This is a genomic window from Methanoregula sp., from assembly GCF_041663825.1.
Classification (GTDB): Archaea; Halobacteriota; Methanomicrobia; order Methanomicrobiales; family Methanospirillaceae; genus Methanoregula.
This window is the reverse complement of record NZ_JBAYLY010000036.1, coordinates 1-25303: the sequence shown is the minus strand read 5'-3', so window position 1 is coordinate 25303 and position 25303 is coordinate 1. Positions and strand designations below refer to the sequence as shown.

At 54.6% G+C, this 25303-nt stretch carries 24 protein-coding genes, 1 tRNA gene and 1 pseudogene; 9 read left to right on the top strand and 17 right to left on the bottom strand.

The genetic code is table 11. From position 1 onward, the window contains the following. The 4 genes and pseudogenes from WCX19_RS13115 to WCX19_RS13100 form a co-directional block, all read left to right on the top strand. Positions 1–181 (top strand): annotated as a pseudogene (locus WCX19_RS13115) (transposase); the annotation flags it as partial. A 933-nt stretch (positions 182–1114) separates the two neighbouring features. Continuing rightward, positions 1115–1714, top strand: coding sequence for a recombinase family protein (locus WCX19_RS13110; RefSeq protein WP_373008862.1), 600 nt, complete (start codon positions 1115–1117; stop codon positions 1712–1714). A 494-nt stretch (positions 1715–2208) separates the two neighbouring features. Next, complete coding sequence (xerA, locus tag WCX19_RS13105) at positions 2209–3129, top strand: site-specific tyrosine recombinase/integron integrase (protein ID WP_373008860.1); 921 nt, start codon at positions 2209–2211, stop codon at positions 3127–3129. 692 nt (positions 3130–3821) lie between these two features. After that, positions 3822–3894: transfer RNA gene (locus tag WCX19_RS13100), tRNA-Gln, on the top strand. 153 nt (positions 3895–4047) lie between these two features. On the opposite strand, the gene sucD is transcribed toward WCX19_RS13100, so the two are convergent. The 12 genes from sucD to WCX19_RS13040 all read right to left on the bottom strand — a co-directional run bounded on the left by sucD (position 4048) and on the right by WCX19_RS13040 (position 13847). Continuing rightward, positions 4048–4926, bottom strand: a complete 879-nt coding sequence (gene sucD / locus WCX19_RS13095) for a succinate--CoA ligase subunit alpha (RefSeq protein WP_373008858.1) — start codon at positions 4924–4926, stop codon at positions 4048–4050. Beyond that, on the bottom strand, positions 4923–6008 hold the full coding sequence (locus tag WCX19_RS13090; protein WP_373008856.1) for a succinate--CoA ligase subunit beta: 1086 nt from the start codon (positions 6006–6008) through the stop codon (positions 4923–4925). Before WCX19_RS13090 ends, sucD begins: the two co-directional genes overlap by 4 nt. Continuing rightward, positions 6005–6544 carry a 2-oxoacid:acceptor oxidoreductase family protein gene (locus WCX19_RS13085; RefSeq protein WP_373008854.1) on the bottom strand — a complete coding sequence of 180 codons (540 nt, stop codon included), beginning with the start codon at positions 6542–6544 and terminating at the stop codon, positions 6005–6007. Before WCX19_RS13085 ends, WCX19_RS13090 begins: the two co-directional genes overlap by 4 nt. Continuing rightward, complete coding sequence (locus WCX19_RS13080) at positions 6541–7344, bottom strand: thiamine pyrophosphate-dependent enzyme (protein WP_373008852.1); 804 nt, start codon at positions 7342–7344, stop codon at positions 6541–6543. The genes WCX19_RS13085 and WCX19_RS13080 overlap by 4 nt, the downstream gene beginning before the upstream one ends. Continuing rightward, complete coding sequence (locus tag WCX19_RS13075) at positions 7341–8441, bottom strand: 2-oxoacid:acceptor oxidoreductase subunit alpha (protein ID WP_373008850.1); 1101 nt, start codon at positions 8439–8441, stop codon at positions 7341–7343. The genes WCX19_RS13080 and WCX19_RS13075 overlap by 4 nt, the downstream gene beginning before the upstream one ends. Further along, a complete protein-coding gene (locus WCX19_RS13070) occupies positions 8438–8710 on the bottom strand; it encodes a ferredoxin family protein (RefSeq protein ID WP_373008848.1) in 273 nt (90 codons plus the stop codon). The genes WCX19_RS13075 and WCX19_RS13070 overlap by 4 nt, the downstream gene beginning before the upstream one ends. Before the next feature lie 41 nt (positions 8711–8751). After that, entirely contained in the window at positions 8752–9309 is a 558-nt protein-coding gene (locus WCX19_RS13065) for a FumA C-terminus/TtdB family hydratase beta subunit (protein WP_373008846.1), read from the bottom strand. Next, the gene (locus WCX19_RS13060) at positions 9303–10139 is read right to left on the bottom strand and encodes a fumarate hydratase (RefSeq protein ID WP_373008844.1); all 837 of its coding nucleotides are present in this window, start codon (positions 10137–10139) and stop codon (positions 9303–9305) included. The genes WCX19_RS13065 and WCX19_RS13060 overlap by 7 nt, the downstream gene beginning before the upstream one ends. A 129-nt stretch (positions 10140–10268) precedes the next feature. Beyond that, a complete protein-coding gene (locus tag WCX19_RS13055) occupies positions 10269–11036 on the bottom strand; it encodes a 50S ribosomal protein L16 (protein WP_373008842.1) in 768 nt (255 codons plus the stop codon). A 123-nt stretch (positions 11037–11159) separates the two neighbouring features. Then, the gene (locus WCX19_RS13050; RefSeq protein ID WP_373008840.1) at positions 11160–11921 is read right to left on the bottom strand and encodes an ABC transporter ATP-binding protein; all 762 of its coding nucleotides are present in this window, start codon (positions 11919–11921) and stop codon (positions 11160–11162) included. Between the two features lies 1 nt (position 11922). Beyond that, complete coding sequence (locus tag WCX19_RS13045) at positions 11923–12708, bottom strand: ABC transporter permease (RefSeq protein WP_373008838.1); 786 nt, start codon at positions 12706–12708, stop codon at positions 11923–11925. A 134-nt stretch (positions 12709–12842) separates the two neighbouring features. After that, positions 12843–13847, bottom strand: a complete 1005-nt coding sequence (locus tag WCX19_RS13040; RefSeq protein WP_373008836.1) for an ABC transporter substrate-binding protein — start codon at positions 13845–13847, stop codon at positions 12843–12845. A 211-nt stretch (positions 13848–14058) separates the two neighbouring features. Between WCX19_RS13040 and WCX19_RS13035 the strand changes: the two genes are divergently transcribed. The 5 genes from WCX19_RS13035 (at position 14059) to WCX19_RS13015 (ending at position 19669) form a co-directional block, all read left to right on the top strand. Next, positions 14059–14592 carry a helix-turn-helix domain-containing protein gene (locus tag WCX19_RS13035; RefSeq protein WP_373008834.1) on the top strand — a complete coding sequence of 178 codons (534 nt, stop codon included), beginning with the start codon at positions 14059–14061 and terminating at the stop codon, positions 14590–14592. A 53-nt stretch (positions 14593–14645) separates the two neighbouring features. Next, positions 14646–16127, top strand: a complete 1482-nt coding sequence (argH, locus tag WCX19_RS13030; RefSeq protein ID WP_373008865.1) for an argininosuccinate lyase — start codon at positions 14646–14648, stop codon at positions 16125–16127. Between the two features lie 65 nt (positions 16128–16192). Next, positions 16193–17359: a Glu-tRNA(Gln) amidotransferase subunit GatD gene (gatD, locus tag WCX19_RS13025; protein WP_373008864.1), complete on the top strand. Its 1167-nt coding sequence runs from the start codon at positions 16193–16195 to the stop codon at positions 17357–17359. Beyond that, the gene (gene gatE / locus WCX19_RS13020; RefSeq protein ID WP_373008832.1) at positions 17349–19199 is read left to right on the top strand and encodes a Glu-tRNA(Gln) amidotransferase subunit GatE; all 1851 of its coding nucleotides are present in this window, start codon (positions 17349–17351) and stop codon (positions 19197–19199) included. The genes gatD and gatE overlap by 11 nt, the downstream gene beginning before the upstream one ends. 101 nt (positions 19200–19300) lie before the next feature. After that, positions 19301–19669: a winged helix-turn-helix domain-containing protein gene (locus tag WCX19_RS13015; RefSeq protein ID WP_373008830.1), complete on the top strand. Its 369-nt coding sequence runs from the start codon at positions 19301–19303 to the stop codon at positions 19667–19669. Between the two features lie 285 nt (positions 19670–19954). On the opposite strand, the gene WCX19_RS13010 is transcribed toward WCX19_RS13015, so the two are convergent. From WCX19_RS13010 to WCX19_RS12990, 5 genes are all read right to left on the bottom strand, one after another. After that, positions 19955–20098 (bottom strand): hypothetical protein, encoded by a 144-nt coding sequence (locus WCX19_RS13010; RefSeq protein WP_373008828.1) that lies wholly within the window; start codon positions 20096–20098, stop codon positions 19955–19957. An 11-nt stretch (positions 20099–20109) separates the two neighbouring features. Then, the gene (locus tag WCX19_RS13005; RefSeq protein ID WP_373008826.1) at positions 20110–20613 is read right to left on the bottom strand and encodes a hypothetical protein; all 504 of its coding nucleotides are present in this window, start codon (positions 20611–20613) and stop codon (positions 20110–20112) included. Positions 20614–20723: 110 nt separating this feature from the next. Beyond that, complete coding sequence (locus tag WCX19_RS13000; protein WP_373008824.1) at positions 20724–21443, bottom strand: hypothetical protein; 720 nt, start codon at positions 21441–21443, stop codon at positions 20724–20726. 215 nt (positions 21444–21658) lie between these two features. Next, a complete protein-coding gene (locus WCX19_RS12995; protein WP_373008822.1) occupies positions 21659–21895 on the bottom strand; it encodes a hypothetical protein in 237 nt (78 codons plus the stop codon). A gap of 217 nt (positions 21896–22112) precedes the next feature. Continuing rightward, the gene (locus WCX19_RS12990) at positions 22113–25154 is read right to left on the bottom strand and encodes a type I restriction endonuclease subunit R (RefSeq protein WP_373008820.1); all 3042 of its coding nucleotides are present in this window, start codon (positions 25152–25154) and stop codon (positions 22113–22115) included. Positions 25155–25303: the final 149 nt, after the last annotated feature.

The window sequence follows — 25303 nt, the reverse complement described above, 5'->3', positions numbered from 1 at the left end:
TTCGTTAAGCCACTTCAAACGGGAACTCTGGACCTTCGACCACCAATACAACAACTGGAGAAAGCAGGAGATCCTGGACTGGATGACTCCAGCATCCGTCTATCACAACGAAATCAATTTCAATAAAAACAGAAAATTATCCTTAAGCGGACATAAACTCTGTCAACAAATCGGACATTAATTGTGGCACTCTACACCTAAGTTACCGGTAGAACTAAGAACAAGTTGCTCCTTTTTGGGTTTGCCCTAACTTTTACAAGGAGCAACTTGTTCTTAGTTCTACCGGTAACTTAGGGTTTCAACAGAGCCAAAAAATCCAAATTAAATTTGTCCCGTTTTTTCGCTAGGACATCAGGAAAACTCCGGCTCAAGGATGGCCGTATGGGATAATTATGAAGTATTATTGCATTTTTTGCCATGAAACGATAAATTCCGCTTCATAAGATGGGAGGCCCCATGCGGATCAGAAAACGGAATTAACCTGAAAAATTAACGCCTTTATACTTCCATCTCCCAATCGTGCCTTGGAGAGGCTATGAGGTAAGGTGGGGAACCTACCCAAAATATCCCTTCTGGGTGTCATCGTTCAGAAGTGGGCCAGATCCGTTCATGTCTGTTTTTACGATAGCTGAAACAGTATTCCCATTATAAAACCGAAAGTTTGACAAGTTCCCACAATACGAAAATATCGATTCCTCATTGAAGGATCAGGTGATCAAAGTGATCCTCCCGCCCACATCTCTCATGGTTCTTTCCCTTCCCGGTTTTGGAACTCATAAAAGAATATTACAGAAATCCACTAAGGCCATCATTTGCTTTTTCATATCTTTTGGGAATTTCAGAAAACCCAGGAAATTTTCTTTTTCCCCAAATAATAACAAAACCGATCAAAATTCTGATAGTCAGTCCCTGAATTGGTACTCTCCGGCGTAAAACCCACACAGATTGCGATACACGGCAGATCGTAAGGGTGGTGGTATGATCCAGTGTTGAATGTAAAAAAACCCCGTTTTTAACAAAAAATCGCAAAAATTCTTTATCAAAATCGAACGATTAAAACCACCAAAATACTTAAACCTTTTTGAGTCTATTAATTTACTAAAAGGAAAGACTTATGATAAAAATTGGTTATGTCCGGGTTTCCCGGGAGGATCAGAATGTCGAGAATCAAATCAAGGTACTTCTTGATGAGGGTCTGCCCAAGGAATCCATCTATGTGGATCATATATCAGGAATCTCTACTATGCAGGAGCGTGAAGGGTTTGCCAAGATGATGCAGTTCATTAAGGACCATACTGGAGAGCCCATTACCTTGTACGTATTTGAAATTTCCCGATTGGGACGGTCATTTCTGGATACCCTCAATATGGTCCGCACACTTGAGGTGTCAGATGTCCGGGTCTGGTCGTTATCCCCGGCCGAATCGTGGAGCAGGATTGACGACAAAAAACTACGGGATCTTATGCTCTCGATCTTCTCGTGGGTTGCTGATCGGGAGCGGGAAAACTTGATCGAGCGTACAAAACTTGGACTCGCCCGGGCAAAGGCTGAAGGAATAATTTTGGGCCGGCCGAAGCGGGTTATCCCCTGGAAACGTGTCGCCGAATTACAGGAAAAGGATATCTCCCTTGCGGCGATCTCCCGGATCCTGGATATCCCTTATACGACGTTGTACCGGCATAACTCGCAGCGGGATGAGAAGGAGATATCCTGAATCTTTCCCGATCCTGTTGTGTGGGATTATAACTCTAACGTTACTATCTGGAAAAATCTGGAAAAATTACAGGGATTTACGACGGTAGCGCTCTCCCGAAATTCTGGAAAATCCAGATGTGCAGGATATTAAAATCTGCATATTAGTTCTCTTGAAAGTGCCTGGATCCTTCATTTTCGGTATCAAGCGTGATGTAATTTATCTTGGTATTTTCCGGCCCTTTGGCGGAATGAACATTCTGTTACACTATGATCGACGGAAAACTGCAATAGCGGCGTTTGCGGGGCGGTTATCCTGCGAAATGGGTGAAAATATGATGAATACGAAAATACCCTCTGTTTTGATCAATCCGAACCGCTATATCCGGGTAATATTTTTGTATAGAACATCCGTTTCCAAATGTCCGTAATCTGCCTTTTTTTGGGAATTTGCGACTTCGCAGAATATGTATTCTGCGCAAACCTTTATTTATTTGAGATAAATAAGATTAGACCATGGGAAGCGGGTATTTTTCGGACTGGCTCAAAAGCTACCGGAATTACCTGCGGATGCGCAACTATTCCATCAGGACGCTCGACAGCTATGAGCAGGTGATCAAACATTTTGGGTATTATGTCTGGCTCCGCCGGAATACCGAGGTCACCAAACTGGTCTTCTTCTGGAAGGATTTTGAGAATGCCCGACTGGATACGAGTGTAGATGTCCTGCCTGCGATGATTACGGATTTTCTCTCGTTTGTCTCAACAATGCGTACGTATAAACCCAAGACGTTTCACCGGATTATCTCAACACTCAGCTCGTTCTACCGTTTTCTCTGTACACAGGGTGCCGTTGTGACAAACCCCTTAAGTGGTATTGAGCGCCCGCGAATCAAGCAACAGGAAATAAAATACCTCAAACACAGCCAGGTTCTCCGTCTGATCGATTCGATCGAAGATCCACGGGACAAACTGATTGTCAGGACGATCTACTCTACGGGTGTCCGTGTGTCTGAACTCTGTAATATGAATGTCGAAGACATCGATTTTGAGGAGCATACTATCCGAATACGCGGGAAAGGAGACAAGATCCGGATTGTATTTATTGACGATGACACCCTTTCCGATATACGGACTTTTATTGAAAACCAGATCACAGGCCCCCTCTTTATCGGCCAGCAGGGTAAGCATATTTCCCCGAGGGCAATCCAGCACATCTTCAGGAATTATGCCCCCCCCGGTATTACACCTCACAAGATCCGTCACAGCTATGCGAGTGAACTGTACCGGAGATCAAAGAATCTCCGCGTGGTGCAGGAAAACCTGGGCCATACTTCCATAAAGACGACGGAGATTTATCTGCATACTGATATTGATGAACGCCGTCAGGTATATCAGCAGTTCTTCCCGCTCTCTGGCGAAAATGATACCTCGTGAATGGGCATGGTCTCCTTTGCGACTCTCGTTTTTGTCGCGGTATACCTCAATAGGTTGATTTTTGTAGATTTGAGGTGTGTTTTTCCTATAAGGTATGATGATATCTGCGCTTCTTTTGTCAGGACCTCCTGATAATTATCCTAAAGATCCCCCTTTATTTTCGTAACTATCCTGTTTTATCCGCTTTAATCCGTATTACCCAATCCTGATATTCAACCCTCTTTTCCTCAAATTCCTGTTATTTCTGGTTATTTCTGCAATTTTACACAATCCGGCCTACAAGTCTATAAACCCTATAATGCTATACACTAAACCGGCATTTTTTTACGTTAAGTTTCCGGTCTATCTTCAGTAAATAACCGGGCCGGACCGTTTACGACCCTAACCCGGTCAAGAAGATATGCCCTTGTGGGGAGATTATGCGCCCATTGCATGTAAAAAACCAGATCCTGTTGCAAATCCAACCAAAAAAATCCGGAATTTCCAAAATTTTCCAAAAATAATGATGTCCTGATTTGGATATATTGTCGTCATTAAACTCCTGTATTTTAGGTAACAATCAATCCCCATTGTTCCCATTGTATTCCAATGTTATGCATCGTGGAACTATCCTCCGGAATATTTTTAGCAGTTTCCAAACCATGCCGCCACCATCTCTTTAATACGCACCATTTCCAATATTACTCCCACATACCCCCGTAGTGTAGCGGTCAATCATGCAGGACTTTGGATCCGGCGACACCAGTTCGAATCTGGTCGGGGGTATCTATTATCCCGGGGAAACCGTGGGCCTATAATTCCTGGGAAACATCCTCTCCAGAACCCGGTCATTTCCGAAGTAACCTGTAGTGGATGTGTTTTGCTCCTCAAACGTCAGAAAAAGAACAATTGGAAAAAAGTGGAATATCTGGAAATTTTTCAGCAATGACCCCGGAACAGATCCCGAACCAGATCCGGAATTTCCGAAGGCCGGGAAGCGACCGGAATATCCATCTTCTTAAGTTTCGCGATCTTAGATTTGGCATCGCTCTCCCCGCCCTCCACAATCGCGCCGGCATGTCCCATCCGTTTATCCGGTGGAGCTGATACTCCAGCAATATAAGCGACAAGGGGGACATCCGTATTCCGGGCCGCCTCCGCTTCAAGGTTCCCGCCCACTTCACCGATCAACACCACGGCCTTTGTCTCCGGGTCCTCTGCGAACTGTTCCAGCACATCCGTAAATGTCTGGCCGATCACCGGGTCGCCGCCAATACCGACAACCGTGCTCTGCCCGATCCCGGCCCGGGTGAGTTCATCGACCACTTCGTACGTGAGTGTCCCGCTCCGGGAGATGACCCCCACATGGCCCCGTGAAAAAAGCCCTGCCGGCATAATCCCCATCTTTACTTCCCCGGGCGAGAGAAGACCCGGGCAGTTGGGCCCGATCACGGCGCAGCCCTTCATCTCTGCGTAGGCAATCGCTTTCATCGTGTCGTGGACCGGGACATGCTCGGTGATCGCAACGACAAGTTCGAGACCGGCATCTGCCGATTCCATGATGGAATCTGCCGCTGCGGTCCCGGGCACAAAGATCACGCTCGCAGTTGCATCTTGTTCTTTGAGTGCCTCTTTTACCGTGTTGTAGACCGGGACGCCATGTACCGTCTGGCCCCCCTTCTTTGGCGTGACACCTGCGACAACGCCCCGCCCGCCGACCTGCCGGGCATACTCGTTCATGAGCCCGATATGGTACTCGCCCTGCCGGCCCGTCGCGCCCGCCACAATAATACCGGTCTTCTTGTCCCCGTAGATCATTTCACGACCTCCACGGCCCTTTTTACCACAAGATCCATGGTGTCGAGCATCTCGTAGCCTTTTTCCGAGAGAAATTTTCGCCCTTCTTCCGCATTCGTTCCCGCAATCCGCACGATGACCGGCACACTGACACCAGAGGCAATGATGCCCCGCGCCACTTCATCGCAGCGCGTGATGCCGCCGAGCAGGTTTACCACAATGACTTTCACATTCGGGACACCGGCAACGAGGCGCACCGCGTGCATCACCCGCTCGCTGTCCGCCCCGCCGCCCACGTCAAGGAAATCTGCGGCCTTACCTCCGTAGAACTCAATGAGGTCGAGCGTAGACATCGTAAGGCCGGCCCCGTTTCCTATGACCCCGATGTTACCGCCCAGTTCGACAAACGAGAAACCGTGTTTCTCGGCTTCCCGCTCGCGCTCGGTCAGGTCCCGGTTGACCGCAATTCCCTGGCGGGCGAGGCTGTTGTCATCGATGATCAGCTTGGCATCGGCCGCATAGACGCCGCCCGGTGTCGTAACGAGCGGGTTGATCTCGGCAAGGAGCGCGTCCTTGTGGCAGAATACATGGTACAGCCGGTTGACGCTCTTCTGGATATCGGCCGGCGCGTCACCGCAGAGTTCCCGCAGGAGAAATCCCGGTACATCGGGAAGAAGCGGGCAGAAACTGACCGAACGGACCGCACCCGGATTTTTCCGTGCGGTCTCTTCGATATCCATGCCCCCGGTCTCTGCAAAGAGGATCACGGGCTGTTTCTTTGCCCGGTCCATCGTGATGCTGACAAAGTACTCGTGCTGGATATCGAGGCGCTCCTCAATAAGGATCCTCTGGACGGGGATGCCCTTGATGGTGGTGTTGAAGAGTTTGCGGGCTGTTTCAATGACCGTGTCCCGGTCGGCCATCAGAACACCTCCGGCCTTGCCCCTCCCCCCGACGTCAACCTGAGCCTTGACTGCAACCTTTCCCTTGATCGCATCCATGTGGAGGAGGATCTCCTCGTGTTTGCTCACCAGGATGCCGGTTGGCACCCTGATTCCCTCTTCGGCAAAGAGCTGTTTTGCCTCGTACTCCAGTAGTTTCATGGCTGTTTCTTCCCTCCGGCAAGCGCGATTCCGAGTTCCATCGCCTTGGTATTGAGCGCTTCCGTACCCTTTGGCACGGAATCGAGGATGGCCTTTTTCAACGCTTCTTCGCTTACCACGTGTGTATATCCAACGAGTGCCCCGAGCATCACGATATTTGCCACGATGTCCCGGCCAAGCGTTGTCTTTGCCTCGGCAGTCGCCGGGATCTCGTAAAATGTGCAGCCGGGCCGCGAGTGAACAAGCGTGGAATCGAGGATCATGACCGCTTCGGGCCGGGCCGCGGCTCCGTACTTCTCGAACCCTTCCTGTGACATGATGACAAAGACATCGGGAACCGACACTTCGGGGTACAGGATCTCCTCGTCATCGATGATCACCGCGCTCATGGACGCCCCGCCCCGGGCTTCTGGCCCGTAGACCTGCGTCTGCACGGCAAACTTATGGTCGTACATCACGGCAGCCCGCCCGAGGATGACCGTGGAGAGGATGATCCCCTGCCCGCCAAACCCGGAGAACCTGACCTCGCGTCTCATGGCTGTGCCTCCTTTGGCACGAGACCCATTGCAGGCCGGCTGCGCTTCATGAGTTCGCCGACCACGTACATGTCTTCAGGGATCGCTTCACCCTGTTCGAGCAGCCGGTCCCGTTTTGCTTTCAGGAGAGAGTGCGCCTTGATGTACTCGATCTGGTCGGCGACCTGACGGAACTTGTTCCTGCGCCCGAAGTTGGTGGGGCACTGGACGAGGGCCTCGATAAATGAGAAACCCGGTGTTTCAAGCCCGGTCTTCACGGCACGCTCAAGTTCCTTGACATGGTACGACGTCCAGCGGGCGACATAGTTTGCCCCGGCAGCGATAGCCAGTTCCGAGAGATCGAATGCCGGCTCTGCGCTCCCGTACGGTGTCGTCGTCGACATGCAGCCCCGGGGGGTGGTCGGGCTGCCCTGCCCGCCGGTCATCCCGTAGATCTGGTTGTTCATGCAGACCACTGTGAGATCAATATTCCGACGGCAGGCGTGGATGAAGTGGTTGCCACCGATTGCGGCGAGATCCCCGTCCCCGGTAAAGACCACTACGTGGAGTTTCGGGTTTGCCATCTTGACCCCGGTCGCAAAGGCAAGCGCCCTCCCGTGGGTCGTGTGTAGCGAATCGGTGACGATATAACCCGGCGCCCGCGACGAACAACCGATACCGGAGACAAAGACGGTGTCCTCTTTTTTCCAGCCCATTGCATCAACGGCGGCAAGCGTACAGTTGATGATCGTGCCGTTCCCGCAGCCGGCGCAGTAGATATGGGGAAGCCGGTCCTGCCGGAACCAGTCCTCAAAGCTCATGCCCCTGCCTCCCATACCGTATACAGTTCAGCCGGTGTATGCAGTTCCCCTCCGATCTTCGGGACTGATGTCACCGGCACCTTTGCATGCCGTTCGATTTCCCGTGCGATCTGGCCGAGATTGAGCTCTGGCACGATGAAACGGCGGGCATTTTTGAAGAGCGCGAGAGCATGGGCCGGGAACGGCCAGACTGTCCGGATCCGTAAAAAGCCGATTTTCTTCTCCGGGTGATCGTGGATCACCTGCTGGACAGTCCGGACAGGTGCGCCGTACGCGATAAAGACCTGCTCTGCATCGGGATTTACCACATCGAAATCCGCAAGTGCCTGTGTTGCCAGCTCGATCTTGTCGACGAGCCTGTTTACAAGCGCCGCGTGAAGTCCGGGGTTCGTCGCGCACGGGTAGCCCCGCTCATCGTGCGTGAGTCCCGTAACATGCGTCCCGTAACCATTCCCGAATTCGGGAAATCCCGGAACACGGTCTGCCCCCGGCTTAAATGGCAGGGTGCCGGGCACAAAAGCCGGTCGGCCGGTGTGTTCGACAGCATCGGGAACAACAATGCGTTCCCGCATATGCCCGATCACCTCGTCGGCCATCAAGAAGACCGGCACCCGGTACTTGTCGGCGAGGTTAAACGCCTTTGCCGTGAGGTCGAACATCTCCTGCACGCTTGCCGGGCAGAGCGCGATAATTGCATAATCTCCGTGCGACCCGAACCGGCACTGCATCATATCCCCCTGTGCCGCCATCGTGGGCTGCCCGGTGGAAGGGCCGCCCCGCTGGACGTTTACGATTACGCACGGCGTCTCGGTCATCGCCGCGTACCCGAGGTTCTCCATCATCAGGGAAAAGCCCGGGCCGCTTGTCGCCGTCATCGCCCGGGCACCGGTCCACGAAGCGCCAATCACGGAGGCGATGCTCGCAAGCTCGTCCTCCATCTGGATAAAGACCCCTCCTTTTTTTGGGAGTTTAGCCGCCATATGCTCGGCGATCTCGGTCGAGGGAGTGATCGGGTACCCGCCAAAGAACCGGCAGCCTGCCGCAAGTGCCCCTTCTGCCGAGGCAATATTTCCCTGCCAGAATTCAGTACGCGTCAATATTCAATCGCCACCTTGTGGAGTTCGTACGGCTCTTCCTCGACCCAGTGGATGGCCTGGTCGGGACAGGTAAGCTGGCAGACGCCGCAGAGCTGCCGGCCATAGAGATGATGGAGCCGGCAGTTGGTGCAGCGCTCCGGGCGGTCGAGTTCCGGTACCACAATCCCCCGCCGGTTGGGGTGTTTCCCCTCCTTAAAAATCCTGTACGGACAGACCTTGGTACAGAGATTGCAGCCCTTGCACCGGGTCTCGTCTATGGCGAGTTTCATGTGATGTGTCCTATGTATGTAGCCGTTGAGCCGAAAAAAACCTATTCTTTATACGCATTCTGTTTTCTGCCGAAGATTTTTTTCGCGTTGTCCTGCACGGCAGAAAAGAGGTCGTTACCCACTGAATCGATCCCGACCACGAGTGGCAGCCGGTCGAGTTCTATTACCCAGACTGCTTCAGCCATGCCGAGGTCGGGAAAGTGTTCTCCTTTTAAGGTCATGTGGGATGCAGCAAGCGCCGCACACCCCCCGGTGAAAGCGAAGTAGACGCCCCTCCCCCGGAGCTGTTCTTTCACGGTGCTGCCCATGCCGCCTTTCCCGATCAGCGCCCGGACCCCCCGGTCGAAGAGGAAACCGGAGAGGGTGTTCATCCTCGCTGACGTTGTCGGACCTGCCGCGACGATTGTTTTGTCTTTTATGACCGGTCCGCAGTGGTAGATCACGGCCCCTTTCGGGTCAAACGGGATGCCCTCTTTCTGCATCCGCAGGTGTGCCTCGTCCCGTGCGGTGTAGACGAGGCCGGAGAGCTCGACATGGTCGCCCGCCTTAAGCGAGAGCACCTCGTTACCGAGCGGCGTGTGGAGCTGAATGCTCACCATTCCACCTCCACGGTCGCATGCCGGTTCGCCCAGCACTGCACGTTCACGGCCACCGGGAGCGATGCCGTGTGGCAGGCTGCGGTCTTTACTTTGACGGCAAGTGCAGTCGTGCTCCCGCCAAGCCCCATCGGGCCGATCCCAAGCGTGTTCACCGCGTCGCAGAGCTGCTGCTCGAACTCTGTCATCTGGTCTATTGGCTGGAGCAGTGCCTCCTTTGCAAGCGCAGTGACGCCATCGAATGTCCCGCCAATCCCGACGCCGAGCACTACCGGCGGGCAGGGCCGGCCCCCGGCGATGAGCATAGTCTCGACAACGATCTCCTTAATTTTCCCGGTCTGTGATGGGAGGAGCATCACGACCCGTGAGACATTCTCCGCCCCGGCACCCTTGGGCAGCACGGTCACCGTAAACTTTTCCCCGGGCCGCACATGGATTGCAGGCATCCCGACACCCGTGTTATCCCCGGAGTTGTGCCGGGTGAGGGGATCGACAACATTCGGGCGCAGCGGGATCTCCTGTGTTGCCCTGCGGATCCCGTCGGCGACCGCATCAAACAGGGCCTGGGAATAAGGAACTGACGGAGGCAGGGTGAGGTAGACTACCGGGACTCCGGTGTCCTGGCAGAGGGGCACCCTGAGGCGTTCCGCGGCGAGGATATTTTGAGCGATGTTCCCGTACTCCCCCCGGGCTACGCTGCTTTTCTCTCCCGCTCTCGCTTTTTCTATCGCCCGTTTTACATCGGGAGGCAGGGTGATGACTGCCTCCCTCATGGCCCTGCACGTGGCATCTGCGAGTGCCGCCTGCAGATCCTCCGGTTCTCTGCACTGCATTTATCTATAGTTGAGCGGTGGGGAGATTATATACTGTGCGAATGGCAGCAGCCTGCCGTGCGATGATCCTGTTCCGACCCTGCCGTACCGGCGAAAACACTTTTAAAAAAAGAAAAGAAAAGGGAAAAATTACTTCTTGCCGCCCTTGTGTGCGCCGCCCTTGTGGTCGGCACCCTTTGCGGCATCTGCTCCCTTTGCCGGCTCTGCTTTTGCCGGTTCTGCCTTTGCGGGTCCTTTTCCACCCTTGTGGTCGCCGCCCTTTGCAGCCTCTGCACCCTTTGCCGGTTCTGCTGCTGCCGCCGCTGCTGCTGCTTCGGCCTCGGTTTCGACCTTGACCGGTGCTGCAATCTTATCGCCGGCGATCTTCGGTGCTGCGATGATCCTGCCGCTCACCTTGATCGTGTGGACCTTGAGGTGCGACGGAGTCGGGAGCTTGTGGGCACCGTTCCTCAACGCTGCCTTAACCTTGTCAAGATATTGGGGGGTGGAGTAAACCGTGAAGACGATCTGGCCCTCTTCAACCCGTGCAGCCGTCCCAACGGCCTTACCGAAAGCAAGGCGCATTCCTTCCGAGACACGGTCTGCACCAGCGCCGGTTGCCTGCTTGTTCTCCCGGAGTACATGGTGCGGATAGACACGGACCTTGAAATGGAAGTTTGTCCTTCCAACCTCTTTGAGCAATTTCCTGTTGACCGAGATACGGGAAGCCTCAAGGGCGCTGTGTCGGATCTGGCAGGCCTCTTCAACGATCAGGTCAACCTCTGTCGGGAATTCCTGGGAAAGGTTTCCCAAATCGAACTGTACGATCTTGTTGCCGGGAACCCCGCCCATATACTCACGTCGAGTATAGGCTTTCTTTGCGACGTTCCTGTACATCTTTGCCGGTTTTCTTACCATCGCGTCTTACTCCTAGAGTATGAATCGTAAAAGCGGGCACGAAAACGCGTATTTGACCTGGGCTATCGTGCCGGCACACTTCACAAACTGCTTTAATAAAATAGAGATGTGGCGTATTAAACCTTACTGGACTGAGCAATTCTTGTTTATAAGGTCAAGGATGTCGCGCCGGACCGTTGCGAATTCTACGCTGGTCCTGTTGCGGGGGCGTGGCAGGTCGATTGGCACTATTTTGCAGATCCGTCCCGGGCGGGGTGTCAGCACAACGATCCGGTCCGACAGGTAGACCGCCTCGTCGACGCTGTGCGTGATAAAAATGATTGTCTTTTTTGTCTTCTCCCAGATGTCCAGAAGCTCGGTCTGGAGCATGTTACGGGTCTGGGCATCGAGCGCCCCGAATGGTTCGTCCATGAGGAGGAGCACAGGGTCAAGCGCAAGCGCCCGGGCGACCGCCACCCTCTGGCGCATCCCGCCGGATAATTCGGCAGGGTAACTGGTCTTAAACGCGGTCAGGTTCACCAGCTCGAGATACTGTTCCGCAATCCTGTACCGCTCTTCCCTTGGCATGCCTTTCATCTCAAGGCCAAAGGCGATATTGTCGATCACAGTCCGCCAGGGAAAGAGTGAGTACTCCTGGAAGACAAATCCGATCTTCGGGCTGGGCCCTTTCATCTCCTCCCCGTCGAGGACAATGGACCCGGTCCGTGCTATAGCGAGCCCGGCAATAAGGCGCAGGAGTGTCGTCTTGCCACATCCTGAAGGTCCGAGAATACAGACAAACTCCTTATCTTTCACCTTAAGGCTGACATGATCCAGTGCAGTCAGTACCGAACCGTCATCCTTTTTGAACTCCTGTGTCAGGTCGTTTATGACAAGGTTGCCCATATCAGACTCCCTCCTTAACCTGCCAGCGCAGGAAATGCTTGTCCATGTAATGCCGGAAGCACATGTCGATGAAGAGCCCGGTCAGGCCCAGCAGGAGCATGTAGACGACCACGCAGTCCATCTGGTGCAGGTCATAATAGAACCAGAGCGCCATGCCCAAGCCGTTGTTGGACACCCCAAAGAGTTCTGCAGCAACAAGGCACATCCATCCTACACCGGTTGCAATCCGTATGCCGGAAGCAATCGAGGGTAGGGCTGCAGGAAACGCCACGTGCCTGATAAGCGCCAGGCTCTTTGTGCACCCGAGCATCTCTCCGGCCTCAACATAAACCCTGGGCACCCCCCGAAAACCACTGTAGGTGTTGATAATGATGGGAAAAACCGCCCCTGCAAAGATGACAAAACCGGCCGAGTACGCTGTCAGGCCAAACCAGATGATCGCAAACGGGATCCATGCGAGAGGCGGAATCGGCCGGAGGAGTTCAACGAGCGGGTCAAGAAACGCGTCGAACCGGCGGCTCCAGCCCATCGCAATACCGATCGGGATCCCGACGAGCAAAGCCGCCCCAAGACCGATAGCGAAGTGAACCATACTCACCTCGAAATCCATCAGCAGCCGGCCCTTTTCGATGAGATCAATAAATGCGAAGAGAACGTCAGGAGGTGACGGTAAAATAAAGGAATTCCTGACAATGACTGCGGCAGCAATCTCCCAGATTATGAGAGCAAGCAGCAGGGCTGAAACTCCCAGCCATAGGTTATTCTTCTTCTCTTCCGAGTTTCTCATCGCGGCGTACCTTTTATAAAAAAATTTGGCCTGTAAAAAAATTCCCCGGGTCAGGCTTCCGGAATAATCGTTCTTAAGAATTGAGGAGGGCTGATAAAAAAATGTTAGTACCGGTCTTTCATATTCGGGTTCCCTTACTTCTGGTAGAGCGTCAGGTCGAAGAGGTCGTCCTGTGTCAGGTTCTTCTTGATGTACCCGTTGTCGTACTGGAACTTTGCATAATCGAGTACCGGCTGGACAATGATACTTGGATCCGATGCCCAGTTGCCGTCCCATTCCTTGAGCGAGGCCTTGACATCGTCAAGTTTAGCGCCCGTCTTGTTGGCATAGATGGCTGCCGCATCGTCAAGGTTTGCCTCGTTCCACGCGACCGCCTTGTTGTTGGTCTGGATGATCTGTTTGACGATCTCCGGGTGCTCCCGGATCAGTTTGCCGCTCACGATAAGGACACAGCAGGTGTGGTTGGGATACATTTCGCCGGAATGGACAACGATCTTCCCTGCGCCCTGGTTAACGATCACGCTCGGGGACGGGGTTGGCAGGAAGACTGCATCAACCTTGCCGGCAGTCAGCGCGGTGATAGCATCTCCACCGGAGGACATGCTCTTGATGGTGACATCCTTGTCCGGTGTGAGGTTGTTGTTTTTAAGCCAGTTGCGGAGGACTGTATCCTGGATGGTGCCGGCCGGGAACGTGGCAATCGTTAAGCCCTTAAGGCTCTGGGGACCGGTATAGGCAAGGCCGTTTCTGACAACAAGGTCCGACCCCTGGGTGTTGACGCCGGCAACGATCTTTGCATCAAGACCGGTACTGATGGCGGAGAGGACCGGGGCAGCCCCGACATAGGCTACATCAAGCTGCCCGGCAAGCATTGCCTGCATCTCCGGAGCGCCGGTCGGGAAGACTGTATCGGTGACGTTCTTGACACCATACGGTGCGAGGTCCTGCTGGAACCAGCCCTTGTTCTGGGCAGTGATCTCTGCCATCTGGTGGGTGCTGGGCTGGTACCCGATCCGGAGATCCTTTACGGTCGTTGCATTCGAGGAGGTTCCGGACGACTGCGTGCAGCCGGCAGTGAATAGTACGAGCACGAGGGCAAGTGCGACAAAGGCAATTGCCGTAATTTTCAGAGTCTTCATACCCAGAGGATTATTCGGTCAATGATAAAAAAGTGTACGATTCAGGCAGAATATTTTCCCTTTTGGCTTATTTTCCCGTTTAAATAACTACAATTGGAGAAAATAATTGCTCGTACTGTCCACATGTCAAGGTGCCCGGAGCCAGGTTTCCCTCTTTTTTGGGACAACAAAGAAAATTTTTTCCTGTAATTGACCCTATTGTATCTTTATTATGGCACATGTGGACCCCATCGACCGGCTTATGCGCGCCGCTCTCCTCTCAGATGAGGAGTTTGTCGCCACCTTAAACGACCTCTTGAAGAACGATCTGCGCATCAGCGTGCGGGATCTCGCGGCTCACTGCGGGATCGCGCAGAGTTCGCTCTATAAGATCCTCCACGGGAAACGCTCGCCCAACCTCTCGACTCTTCGGGAGATCGTAAAGGCACTGCGCCAGTTCTACCACATCGGGGATGAGAACTTCATCGGCCTGATCGCCGCCCGGCCGGTCCTCGAAAGTGTCGAGGAGCGCCTTGCCGATGTGGACGGCCACCACATGCGGGTCCGGGAGTATCCCGTCCACACGATGGAGGATGCGATTGTGGCTGCTGTCCGTGCCGAACGGGAAGGGGCGATTGCGATCGTCTGTGCCCCGATCGTGTCCAGCATCATCGAGCAGCTCGTCCATGTCCCGGTGGCGACGATCATTCCCCGCGAGTCGGTCCAGCGGGCGATCGAGCTTGCCGCCCGGAAGGCGTGGATTTAATCGATCCACGCACAAACATGAGGTACAATAAAGAGAAGGATGAGGGTAAACGGATGCGGACCGATGTTGTGAGACTGGGACGCCTTTCGGGCGAGAGGACGGGGGAGATGATGCGTTTTCTCTCGTCAATGCGATCCGACCGCTGTATTGCCGATGCTGATGTGCTGGTGGATATCGCCCATGTGCTGATGCTCGAACGCCAGAAGATTATCGGGACAGATATAGCAAAGCAGCTCCTCCCGGCGCTCCTTGAACTCAACAGCGAGGGAGTGCCCGAGGAGGTCTTTGACGACCGGTTCGAGGATGTCCATGCCGGCATCGAATCGCTCATGATTGAAGCGGTCGGTCCCGATGTCGGCGGCCGCATGCACATGGGGCGGTCGAGAAACGACGAGGTGGCGACCTGTATCCGGTTCAAACTCCGGGAAGACCTGCTCAAGCAGATGGCAGCGCTCTTAAAAGTCCGGGAGGTACTCATCGCCCTTGCCGAGACACACCGTGAATCGTTCATGCCCGGGTTTACCCACATGCAGCACGCCCAGCCCACCACCCTCGCCCATCACCTCCTCGCCTACGAGCAGCAGTTCTCCCGCGATTTCGACCGGCTGCGCGACGCGTACGTCCGGGTCAATCTCTGCCCGCTCGGCGCTGCCGCATTTGCATCCACCGGCTACCCCATCGACCGGGAGTACACGTCAAAACTGCTCGGGTTTGACGGTCTTGTCGAAAATACCATGGACGCGGTTGCCACCCGCGACTTTGCGCTTGAAACCCTTGGCGATCTCTCCATCCTCATGGCGAACGTGAGCCGGCTCTGCGAGGAACTGGTCATCTGGAGCACGTCGTTTGTGAAGTTTGTCTCGCTCGACGATGCGTTCTGCTCGACCTCGTCCATCATGCCGCAGAAGAAGAACCCGGATACCGCCGAGATCATGCGGGCAAAGACCGGCTCGGTCTTCGGGGCCTACACGGGAGCGCTCATGACGGTAAAAGGCCTCCCCATGAGTTACAACCGCGACCTCCAGGAACTCACGCCCAACATCTGGCGCGGGATGCGGGACGCAAAAGAGAGCCTCCGGCTCCTCATCGACATGCTGTCGAGCGCGACCTTCGACACGGAGCGCATGAAAGAGGAGGCCGGCAAGGGATTCTCCACGGCAACGGAACTGGCCGATACGCTCGTGCGGGATTATGGCCTCCCGTTCCGCACCGCCCACAACATCGTGGGACGGTCGGTCTCGAAGGGCAGCCTGACCCTTGAGACCCTTGAGGAGTCGGCAAAGGAACTCGATCTTGGGATCTCGCTTGCGGGAAAAGGGCTCACGCAGGACCAGATCGAGAAAGCACTCGACGTGGCAAACTCGGTCGGCCTCCGGAAGGCGACCGGTGGCCCGGCGCCATTTGCAACCAAGATCGCGATCGCGGACCGAAAAAAGCAGCTGGACACGGACTCCTCGCTCATCGATGCGAGGCTCGCAAAGATATCAAAGGCAAAGGAAGACCTGCTTTCCGATGCACGGAGGCTGGTAGCATAACCGGTTTTTCTTCAGGAGATCATGTCTCCTGCACCTATGGCAACAAGACCCTCTCGGGGACCTACATCACCGACCGCGACGGCATGGCGGTTGTAAAACTCTCAAGCGGGTACAATATCGGGGTGGAGAAGGCGTGCTGCACGCTCGTCTCCCCGGCTCCTGCCTCTGCGTCCCACGGGGCGCCAGTTCGGCAGGATCCAAACCTTCCCGAGCTTGCCATTATCTCGACCGGCGGCACGATAGCAAGCCGGATCGATTACCGGACCGGGGCGGTCACGAGCCAGTTCGACGCGGATGATATCCTGACCGCGATCCCGGCGCTCGCAGAGATCGGCCGGTACCGCACAAAAGTGCTCTACACGATCCTCTCCGAGAACATGACGCCCGCCATCTGGCAGGAACTCGCAAAAGCCGTGTATGACGAGATCAAGCACGGCGTCGCCGGGGTCATGGTCACGCACGGCACCGACACGATGGCCTACAGCGCGGCCGCCCTCAGTTTCATGCTCGACACCCCGGTGCCGGTCGTCTTTGTCGGGTCGCAGCGCTCGGCCGACCGTCCTTCGAGTGACAATGCGATGAACGGGGTCTGCGCGGCGGTGGCGGCAGAGAGCGATCTCGGCGAAGTGGCCATTGTCATGCATGCGACGACAAACGACGACGTTTGCGCCATCCACCGGGGTACGAGGGTACGGAAGATGCACACCTCCCGGCGGGACGCGTTCCGGAGCATCGGGATTCCCCCGGTCGGGACGGTTGACTATTCCACCCGGGCCGTGACCCTCACCGATGAAGCAGTACGGAGAGGCACCCGGAAACTCGCCCTGCACGACAAACTCGAACCGCACTGCGCCCTCATCCAGTTCTACCCCGGCATGTCCCCCGATCTGCTGAAAGCATACGAGGGATATGCGGGGCTCGTCCTCTCGGGCACCGGCCTCGGGCACGTGAGCACGGCCCTGATCCCGCCGACAAAAAAACTGATTGCGGACGGGACGCAGTTCGTCATGACCTCGCAGTGCATGAACGGCCGGGTCTGCGACCGGGTCTACGATACGGGCCGCGACCTCCTTGCCGCGGGTGTTATCGAAGGCGGCGACATGCTGCCTGAAGTGGCGCTCGTCAAGCAGATGTGGGTGCTCGGGAACGAACGCGACCCAGAAAAAGCGGCCGCGCTGATGGCGACCGATCTTAAAGGCGAGTGCATGAGGAGGAGCGCCCATGGATTATAAGACCGTTGGCCTCGTGGCCGGGATCGAGATCCACCAGCAGCTCGACACAAAAGAGAAACTCTTCTGCCACTGCCCGACCACGCTGCTCGATAACGCCGACCACACGGGCGAGTTCTTCCGGTACCTGCGGGCGACCGAGAGCGAGATGGGCCAGATCGACCGTGCCGCACAGGAAGAGATGAAGCGGGTGCGGAAGTTCCAGTATTACACCTACAAATCCACCTGCCTTGTCGAGAACGATGAGGAGCCGCCCGCGCCCCTGAACGAGGAAGCGCTCGGGCTCGGCCTCACAATTGCAAAACTCTTTAGCATGACGCCGATCCCGCAGATCCACGTGATGCGGAAACTCGTGATCGACGGTTCCAATACGAGCGGGTTCCAGCGCACGGCCCTTGTCGCCATCAACGGGGCGCTGCCGAACGGCGGGAACATCGAGACGATCTGTATCGAGGAGGAAGCGGCGCAGCGGGTAAAAGACGACATCTTCTCGCTTGACCGGCTCGGTATCCCGCTTGTCGAGATCACGACCTCGCCCTGTATGCACACCCCTGAGGACGTGCAGCAGGTCGCCGAGTACATCGGGATGGTGCTCCGGTCGACCGGGAAAGTCAAGCGTGGCCTCGGGACGATCCGGCAGGATGTGAACATCTCCATCCGGGATGGCGCCCGTGTCGAGATCAAGGGCGTGCAGGAACTCGACCTCATCGCCGAGGTCGTCCGCCGCGAAGTCCAGCGCCAGCAGAGCCTGCTTGCGATCCACGCGGAACTGCTCAAGCGTAACGCAAGCGTCGGGACGGAACAGACCGATGTGACCGATCTCTTCAAAGAGACGAAGTCCACGGTCCTGAAAAAAGCAAAGAAAATCCTCGCGCTTGTCCTCCCCGGCTTTGCCGGACTTGTCGGCCGCGAGATCCAGCCCGGCCGCCGGCTCGGGACCGAGATGTCGGACTACGCGAAGAAGTGCGGGGTCGGCGGCATCTTCCACACCGATGAACTCCCCGCGTATGGCGTCACCGCTGAAGAGGTCGCACGGCTCCGGGAGTTCGTCCACGCGGGCGAGCAGGACGCCGTGATCCTCGTCTCCGGTGCGAGCCCGAAACAGGCGGACTGCGCCTGGCACCAGGTCGCCGGCCGGGCAAAAATGGCTCTCTCTGATATGCCCGTGCCCGAAGAGACGCGGAAGATGCTCGAAGAGGGCAGCACCGCGTACATGCGCCCCCTCCCCGGGGCGGAACGGATGTATCCCGAGACCGACGTGTTGCCGGTCCGGATTGATGCAGCACGCTGGAATGCGGTTACCGTGCCGGAACTCCTGACCCTCCGGGCCGGTCGGTTCGAGAAGGATCTCGGCCTTGACCCGGCCATCGCCCGGCAGATGGCCTTCTCCGAGCGCCTGCCCCTCTTCGAGCGGGCGATTGCCGGCGGGATCAAGGCAAACCTCGCGTCCCGCACGCTCCTTGCGACCATCAAGGAGATCCGCCGGGACGGTGCGGACACCGACAAAATCTCTGACGACGCGGTCCTCGCGGTGCTTCACGCAGTTGGGAATGGCACGGTCGCAAAAGAAGCGATCCCCGAAATCCTTGTGGCCGTTGCCGGGGGAAGCACGGTCGAAGCGGCGATGGCACAGCTTGCCCCGACCGTCTCCCGCGACGAACTCGAAGCGGTGATAAAGAAGATTGTCACCGACCGGGCGGAGTTTGTTATCCAGAAACAGAAAGGGGCCTTGGGACCACTCATGGGGGTTGTTATGCAGGAGGTCCGGGGGTCGGTGGACGGGAAGGTTGTGAGTGAACTTCTTAAGAAAGAGATTGAGAAGGTGCTTGCTCAGAAGAAATGAGTTTTTCACGCACTTTTCTTTTTTTTGTAAATCTGATTTTGTAATATATTAGGGAGATTTGTTTCGGATCAACCGTAACGTTAATCAGGATTGGTTCAAAAATGAACCATGTGGAACAAAATTTAACCAATGAAATCGTTGCCCTCCTATTAAAGGAGGATCTCCATACCCGGGCTATCGCTGAGCAGCTCGGACGCAATCATGTCACTGTCTTGCGGAAGCTCCGGGAACTCACGGAATACAATATCGTTGACTGCCGCGCGGAAGGAAAAAACAAGATCTATTATCTCAAGCAAACCCTCGAGGCCAGGAATGCGGCAATGGCTGCGGAGATTTTCAAGCAAACGACAATTATCGCGAAATATCCTGTTCTGCGGGGGATTTTCAGAACGGCTCAGCATATGCCGGCTCTTCAACTCATTCTGCTGTACGGGGTCGGTGGATGGGAAGGTTGTGAGCGAACTTCTTAAGAAAGAGATTGAGAATGTGCTCTCTAGTCAGAAGTGAGTGATTTCCTTCCCCCCTTCTGGTTTAGAGTATCGCCGCAGTTTTTTGATTTTCGTTGATTTCCCTTTTTGGATATTTCAGAAGAGCGTGCTCTTGGGGGCTCGCGCCCCCGCCGCACGGGCATCCCCCGGTTGCGATGATGCATTCATACGGTTGAAGGGGATTTGTGCTGCGAGGAGTTTTTACAACAATCTTTTCAAAATTAAATTCATCAAAAGGAATGGCAGGGGGCGCTTTCCCCCTGCCGATCAGACTTTTTTGTCCTGTTCTCCTGTTCCTGCTTCCATGTGGTCGAGGACCCGGTCCCACATGACAAGGAGCCCGGGTATAATTACATACGCGAGCAGTCCCGTCCCGAGGAATGCCCCGGTGAGGATGAGTTCGGTTTCCATCGAACTCACCTCTAGGCCAGGGCCGTCTCGGTGTCGGCCCAGGTCTCGATCTTTGTCCTGATTGCATCGTCGCTGTATGACGCGATCGTTATCCGGTCGCGGCTGAAGCCGACGGTGTAGATCTCGCCGTTCGGGTCGTGGCACTTGAGGGTCGCGGAGTAGGTTTCCCGGTCCGTGTCCCGTGCAGGTGTGCCCGCGTGTGCGGTGGTGAGCGTCCCTGCGGCCATGATCGCCGCGATGCCGGCGTTGAACCCGGCAAGGGTGCTGTACCGGTCGCTGAGCGTTCCGACGACGTTTGCGTCCTCATCCTGGTACACGATCTTTGCGGTGTATGACTCCCGGGTCTTCTCCACGGGAGCGTGTGTTGCACCTCCGGACCTGTAGGATACACATCCGAAGGGATTCGATACGACGACTGCCTGAACGATCGCGTTGAACGCGGTCGCATCCGCGATGGGGCTTGAAAGCCTGCGGGTGGCGGTCTTTGTGGTTGTTCCATTTTCGAAATCTGCCATTTTTTGTTTCCTCCTGTTTTTTTTCTTTGTCTCGGGGCGCCCTTTGACATACTATCATAGGAGGTTGTTCGATATAGGCTCAAAAAAGAAAATGAATCCGGGGCTCCGGTTTACCCGGTTTTGCCAGCCGGGCAGGGAGAGTTGCGCGCTCGCTGATTTGCAATGCCCGGTGCGGCAGATTTCTGATTGGATTCTGTAACGCTCTTTTTTCCAAAGATTTTCTGCATGGTGCTGACGTTCCCGATACCCCAGTCAAAGACCCGGTAGCGGAGCAGCCCGGCTTCGCGGGAGAAGACCCAGAACTGGATATTGTCGGCGGCAGAAAGGCAGTACGGCTGGATCTCCCGGATGTCGGTCTCGTAGAGTTCCCGCACTTCCCGGGCGTTGCCGACCGGAACTTTCGGGCGGACCACCCGGACAAGGATCGCGCCGGCCGGGGAGATCCCTGCCAGGTCGAACACGGCCCCGGGATGCGTGATCGTTCCCACAACGTATCCTTCCCCGGCGAGGATCTCCGCTGCTTCATGGGTGCCGCGCGGGGCATGAATGCCGGCGGGTTTTCCCGCGCCCTCCCTTGAGTCGGGCTTCTTATGGCTGCCGTTCCCGCTCTTCCGTGCTTTAACAGTCCGGCGGCGGGGGTTGCCGGTGAACGATACCTGTGTTGTCCTGTCGGGTTCCTCCTGAATACAAGTGTTTGTTGTTTCACCTGCAATGGTACCGATTGCTGCCGGTACGATTCCGCAGGGATTAATCCGGTTGCTGTACGTGGCACCGGATGCAATCGCACCCGGCGCAATCACGTCCTCGTGGGTTGTAGTAATGTCTTCCATAGGGTGATTCACTTCCTCTGTTAATTCTGATATTCATCATGCGATACGGGGAAGAGCGCGTCCGCTCTTCTGTAAAACGTTCCAAACGCCGGCCCGGAAAGAGATCGACAGCCCCGGCACCTGCCAGAAGCCATCACCTCATTATGTAAAGTGATACGCGACCCGTTTTCGCACTATCTGTTACAGGCACGTACCAGTCATGACCGGACCGGTGGTCACCGACGTATAAGAGAAAAGGCGGGCGATACGATACCGGCCCGGGCACCCGCTGCATACATCCCGGAACAGGCGATCAGGTAAATTGGTGCTTTCTGTCTCTCAAAGAGCCCGAAGAGTCCACACGTAAATGTCATGGCAAGGTAGCAGAACTTCGCGAGGCGGCGGGCGACCTTCTTCTCGTACCCGAACTTCATCGCCTTTCTCGTTACCCGTGTGCAGAAATCCAGAGTCATTGTGATTATTTTTTCAATGATATATCGGGTTATATACTCTGCGGTGGATTCGAAAAATCTGGTAGTTATTGGGGGAATCCGGGGTTTTTAAGGGCCCGGATGGGTATACCTGCGGGTTAGCTGAATGGGGGAGCGCGGAAGGTAATGAGTGGGAAGGGGGGGATTATCGGGTGTTCCTCCCGGTGAATGTGTTTTGATGGGCCGCATGGAATGCCTGCTATGTATCCACATTGTACGGGCTAATCCTGCTGGCCGCTTTGACATATCTCTCAAACAGCCAATCGACAAACAGCTGGTTGAATTGCGGATTATCGGTAATCTGTTTGTAAAATTTGAAATTGCTGTCAATCATTCCCTGGAGTTTATCTTCAACGACATGATCGAAGGTAAGCCGGGCATTCTCAGGAGGATTGACTTTTACACTGTTTGCAAGTGCAAGATCCTCAGCCAGTTTGGCCTCAAGCTGCTCAATGAACACCTTATCCTGCTCAGTGAAATCCGTACCAAACTGATCATTTAATTCTTTGATAATCCGGGAGAGAGGTTCAATATCATCAGGTACGACAATGTAGTCGTCCTTGGGTTTCATGGGGTTGATCTCGCCGTTTCCCCGGGTTAAGGGGATGCTTCCTGACATTGTTTTTTGCACACGATAGGAATCAAGATCGATCTGGTTCTGGATTTCTACCGGCAATTTTTCCCTTGTAACCGGGAGTTTTCGTATGAGGAACTTGCTGAAAACATAAAGTTTCTCCAGATCTGCATCCGTGAACGGAAGTACCTGGGACAGGAATGCGTAGAGCCGGATATAATCATCAAGGGTTTTTCTGAAATCGGTTTGCATCTCTTTTGATACGGCCTTATACCGCTCGACAATGGGATGCAATGCCGCATGGAGTTTGTCCTGAGTGGTCTTTGAAGCAAAATACAACCGGGCGAATTGATCGATATCCTCTTTTGTAAAAAGATGGAATTCCGAGAGTCGGGTTTCCTGATCGTAGAGAAGGTTTGGATCAGTTCCTTCTGTAAGGATTGTCCGATCATAATAGGGCTCAAAGGCTTTCTGGATCTGGTCTGCCTCATTGATGAAGTCAAGGACCATGGTATCCTCCTTTCCGGGATAAACACGATCGAGCCGGGAGAGTGTCTGGACTGCATTGACGCCGCCGAGTTTCTTATCAACATACATGGTATGGAGGAGCGGTTGATCGAACCCGGTCTGGAATTTATTTGCAACAATAAGGAACCGGTATTGATCCTGTTTGAAGGCCTCGGCAGTCTGGGTATCCGGAATACCGTTCATTGTGGCTTCTGTGAAACTTTTCCCATGATCTTTTACGGTGCCGGAGAAGGCTACGAGGGCTTTGAACGGATACTTTTTCTCTTTGATGAATTGATCAACAATCAGTTTGTAGTGGACTGCATGCATCCGTGAACGGGTAACAATCATCGCTTTGGCTTTGTTGTTAATCCGGTGCATCACCTGGCTGGCAAAATGATCGAGGATAATGGCCACTTTCTTTTTGATGGCGTGATCGCTTAGATCGACAAACTGCTTGAGCAGGTAACTTGCCTTCATCCGCTCATAATGGGGATCGTCCTTGATGGTCTTGAGAAGGTTCCAGTAGGTCTTGTAGGTGGTATAATTTTTTAAGACATCGAGAATGAATCCCTCTTCAATTGCCTGGCGCATGGAGTAGATACTGAATGCAATGAATTTTCCGTCCGGCCGTTTGGTCCCGAAGAGTTCCAGTGTTTTTGGTTTCGGGGTTGCGGTGAATGCGAAGAAACTTACATTTTTCAGCCGGCCCCGTGCCTTGATCTCTTCGATGATCTGATCCTCTACGTCTTCCTCACCGGCCTGTGCTTCAAGTTCTTCTGCTTCTTCAAGTGAGCTTGCCAGCAGCACCTGTTTCATGCTTTTGGTGCTCTCCCCGCTTTGGGAGGAATGGGCCTCATCGATGATGACGGCAAACCGGGAGCCCGCCAGTTTGCTGATCTCTTTTGAGATGACGGGGAATTTCTGGAGCGTCGTGACAATGATGGTTTTCCCGTCTTCGAGTGCAGATTTTAGTTGCCGTGAGGTTTTCTCGATATTTTCCACAACCCCGTCAACCTGCTCAAACTGGAGGACGGTACGCTGGAGCTGCCGGTCAAGTACCTTCCTGTCGGTTACAACAATAATCGAATCAAATACCCGCTTTTCTTTGTCATCGTGAAGAATAGAAAGCTGGTGAGCGAGCCATGCGATGGAATTACTTTTTCCGGAACCTGCGCTGTGCTGGATGAGATACTTCTGTCCGGCACCGTTGTGCTTCGCATCGGCGATGAGCGAGCGGACCGCATCAAGCTGGTGATACCGGGGGAATACGATCTGCCGCTTCCCGGTCTTCTGCCCTTTGTCATCCTCCAGTTCCACATCCTGGATGAAATGCTGGATAAGGTTCAGGATGCTGTCTCGTGACCAGACCCGTTCCCACAGGTAAGCGGATGCGAAACTTTTCCACGAAGGCGGATTTCCTGCCCCGCCATTGTATCCCTGATTGAAGGGAAGAAACCGGGTTTTTGGGCCTTCGAGTTTTGTTGTTACATACACAAGATCGGGATCGACCGCAAAGTGGGCAAGACACCGGCGGAAGGCGAACAACGGTTCCTTGGGATCGCGATCGACCTGGTACTGGCGGATGGCGTGCTGGACATTCTGGCCGGTGAGATGATTTTTGAGTTCCGCCGTGAAGATCGGGATACCGTTGAGGAACAACGCGAGGTCAAGGCTATTGTCGTTCTTTATGCTGTAGTGGAGCTGCCTTACGGTTGAGAAAATATTTGCCGCATATTTTTTCTGGAGAGCATCATTGAGTCCGCTTACCGGATGGAAGTACGCGAGCACAAATTTGCAGCCGTCGCTTTTGATCCCTTTCCGTAGGACATCGAGCGTTCCCCGCCGGTCTATTTCTGTAGCAAGCCGCTGGATGATGCGGTCCTTTGCACCGTCGCCATGCGTCTTCTTGAATTTCGCCCATTCCTCCGGCTGTGTCGCATAGAGGAAATCTATCGTATCTTTTGGGAGCAGGCAGAAATTGCGATCATATTCATCGAATGTCCGTTTGTGGAATTTGCCCGGGGGATAGGCCCCATAATCCGGCTCGGGTTCAGCAATGGCGGCCGGGAAACCGGGATCCGCATCTGATCCACCGTCAAGAAGTTTTTGTTCAATGATGTATTCGAAATTTTTTTCTGTTACATCGGTCGGCGGCACGCAAATCCCCGTAAATAATCCTATATCCCACAATCCGCAGTAAAAAACAGATCCCTTCCATTATAAACCAACCACAAGATCTTTGTACAATGAGCCTAAAAATAAAAATATGGCAATAATTGAGGGATTTGATGAAGAATCGATCCTTT

Excerpts from the sequence above, each read along its gene's own strand:
- WCX19_RS13110 (WP_373008862.1), top strand. The coding sequence starts at position 1,115 with ATGATAAAAATTGGTTATGTCCGGGTTTCCCGGGAGGATCAGAATGTC.
- xerA (WP_373008860.1), top strand. The coding sequence starts at position 2,209 with ATGGGAAGCGGGTATTTTTCGGACTGGCTCAAAAGCTACCGGAATTAC.
- sucD (WP_373008858.1), bottom strand. The coding sequence starts at position 4,926 with ATGATCTACGGGGACAAGAAGACCGGTATTATTGTGGCGGGCGCGACG.
- WCX19_RS13090 (WP_373008856.1), bottom strand. The coding sequence starts at position 6,008 with ATGAAACTACTGGAGTACGAGGCAAAACAGCTCTTTGCCGAAGAGGGA.
- WCX19_RS13085 (WP_373008854.1), bottom strand. The coding sequence starts at position 6,544 with ATGAGACGCGAGGTCAGGTTCTCCGGGTTTGGCGGGCAGGGGATCATC.
- WCX19_RS13080 (WP_373008852.1), bottom strand. The coding sequence starts at position 7,344 with ATGAGCTTTGAGGACTGGTTCCGGCAGGACCGGCTTCCCCATATCTAC.
- WCX19_RS13070 (WP_373008848.1), bottom strand. The coding sequence starts at position 8,710 with ATGAAACTCGCCATAGACGAGACCCGGTGCAAGGGCTGCAATCTCTGT.
- WCX19_RS13065 (WP_373008846.1), bottom strand. The coding sequence starts at position 9,309 with ATGGTGAGCATTCAGCTCCACACGCCGCTCGGTAACGAGGTGCTCTCG.
- WCX19_RS13060 (WP_373008844.1), bottom strand. The coding sequence starts at position 10,139 with ATGCAGTGCAGAGAACCGGAGGATCTGCAGGCGGCACTCGCAGATGCC.
- WCX19_RS13055 (WP_373008842.1), bottom strand. The coding sequence starts at position 11,036 with ATGGTAAGAAAACCGGCAAAGATGTACAGGAACGTCGCAAAGAAAGCC.
- WCX19_RS13050 (WP_373008840.1), bottom strand. The coding sequence starts at position 11,921 with ATGGGCAACCTTGTCATAAACGACCTGACACAGGAGTTCAAAAAGGAT.
- WCX19_RS13045 (WP_373008838.1), bottom strand. The coding sequence starts at position 12,708 with ATGAGAAACTCGGAAGAGAAGAAGAATAACCTATGGCTGGGAGTTTCA.
- WCX19_RS13040 (WP_373008836.1), bottom strand. The coding sequence starts at position 13,847 with ATGAAGACTCTGAAAATTACGGCAATTGCCTTTGTCGCACTTGCCCTC.
- WCX19_RS13035 (WP_373008834.1), top strand. The coding sequence starts at position 14,059 with ATGGCACATGTGGACCCCATCGACCGGCTTATGCGCGCCGCTCTCCTC.
- argH (WP_373008865.1), top strand. The coding sequence starts at position 14,646 with ATGCGGACCGATGTTGTGAGACTGGGACGCCTTTCGGGCGAGAGGACG.
- gatE (WP_373008832.1), top strand. The coding sequence starts at position 17,349 with ATGGATTATAAGACCGTTGGCCTCGTGGCCGGGATCGAGATCCACCAG.
- WCX19_RS13015 (WP_373008830.1), top strand. The coding sequence starts at position 19,301 with ATGAACCATGTGGAACAAAATTTAACCAATGAAATCGTTGCCCTCCTA.
- WCX19_RS13010 (WP_373008828.1), bottom strand. The coding sequence starts at position 20,098 with ATGGAAACCGAACTCATCCTCACCGGGGCATTCCTCGGGACGGGACTG.
- WCX19_RS13005 (WP_373008826.1), bottom strand. The coding sequence starts at position 20,613 with ATGGCAGATTTCGAAAATGGAACAACCACAAAGACCGCCACCCGCAGG.
- WCX19_RS13000 (WP_373008824.1), bottom strand. The coding sequence starts at position 21,443 with ATGGAAGACATTACTACAACCCACGAGGACGTGATTGCGCCGGGTGCG.
- WCX19_RS12995 (WP_373008822.1), bottom strand. The coding sequence starts at position 21,895 with ATGACTCTGGATTTCTGCACACGGGTAACGAGAAAGGCGATGAAGTTC.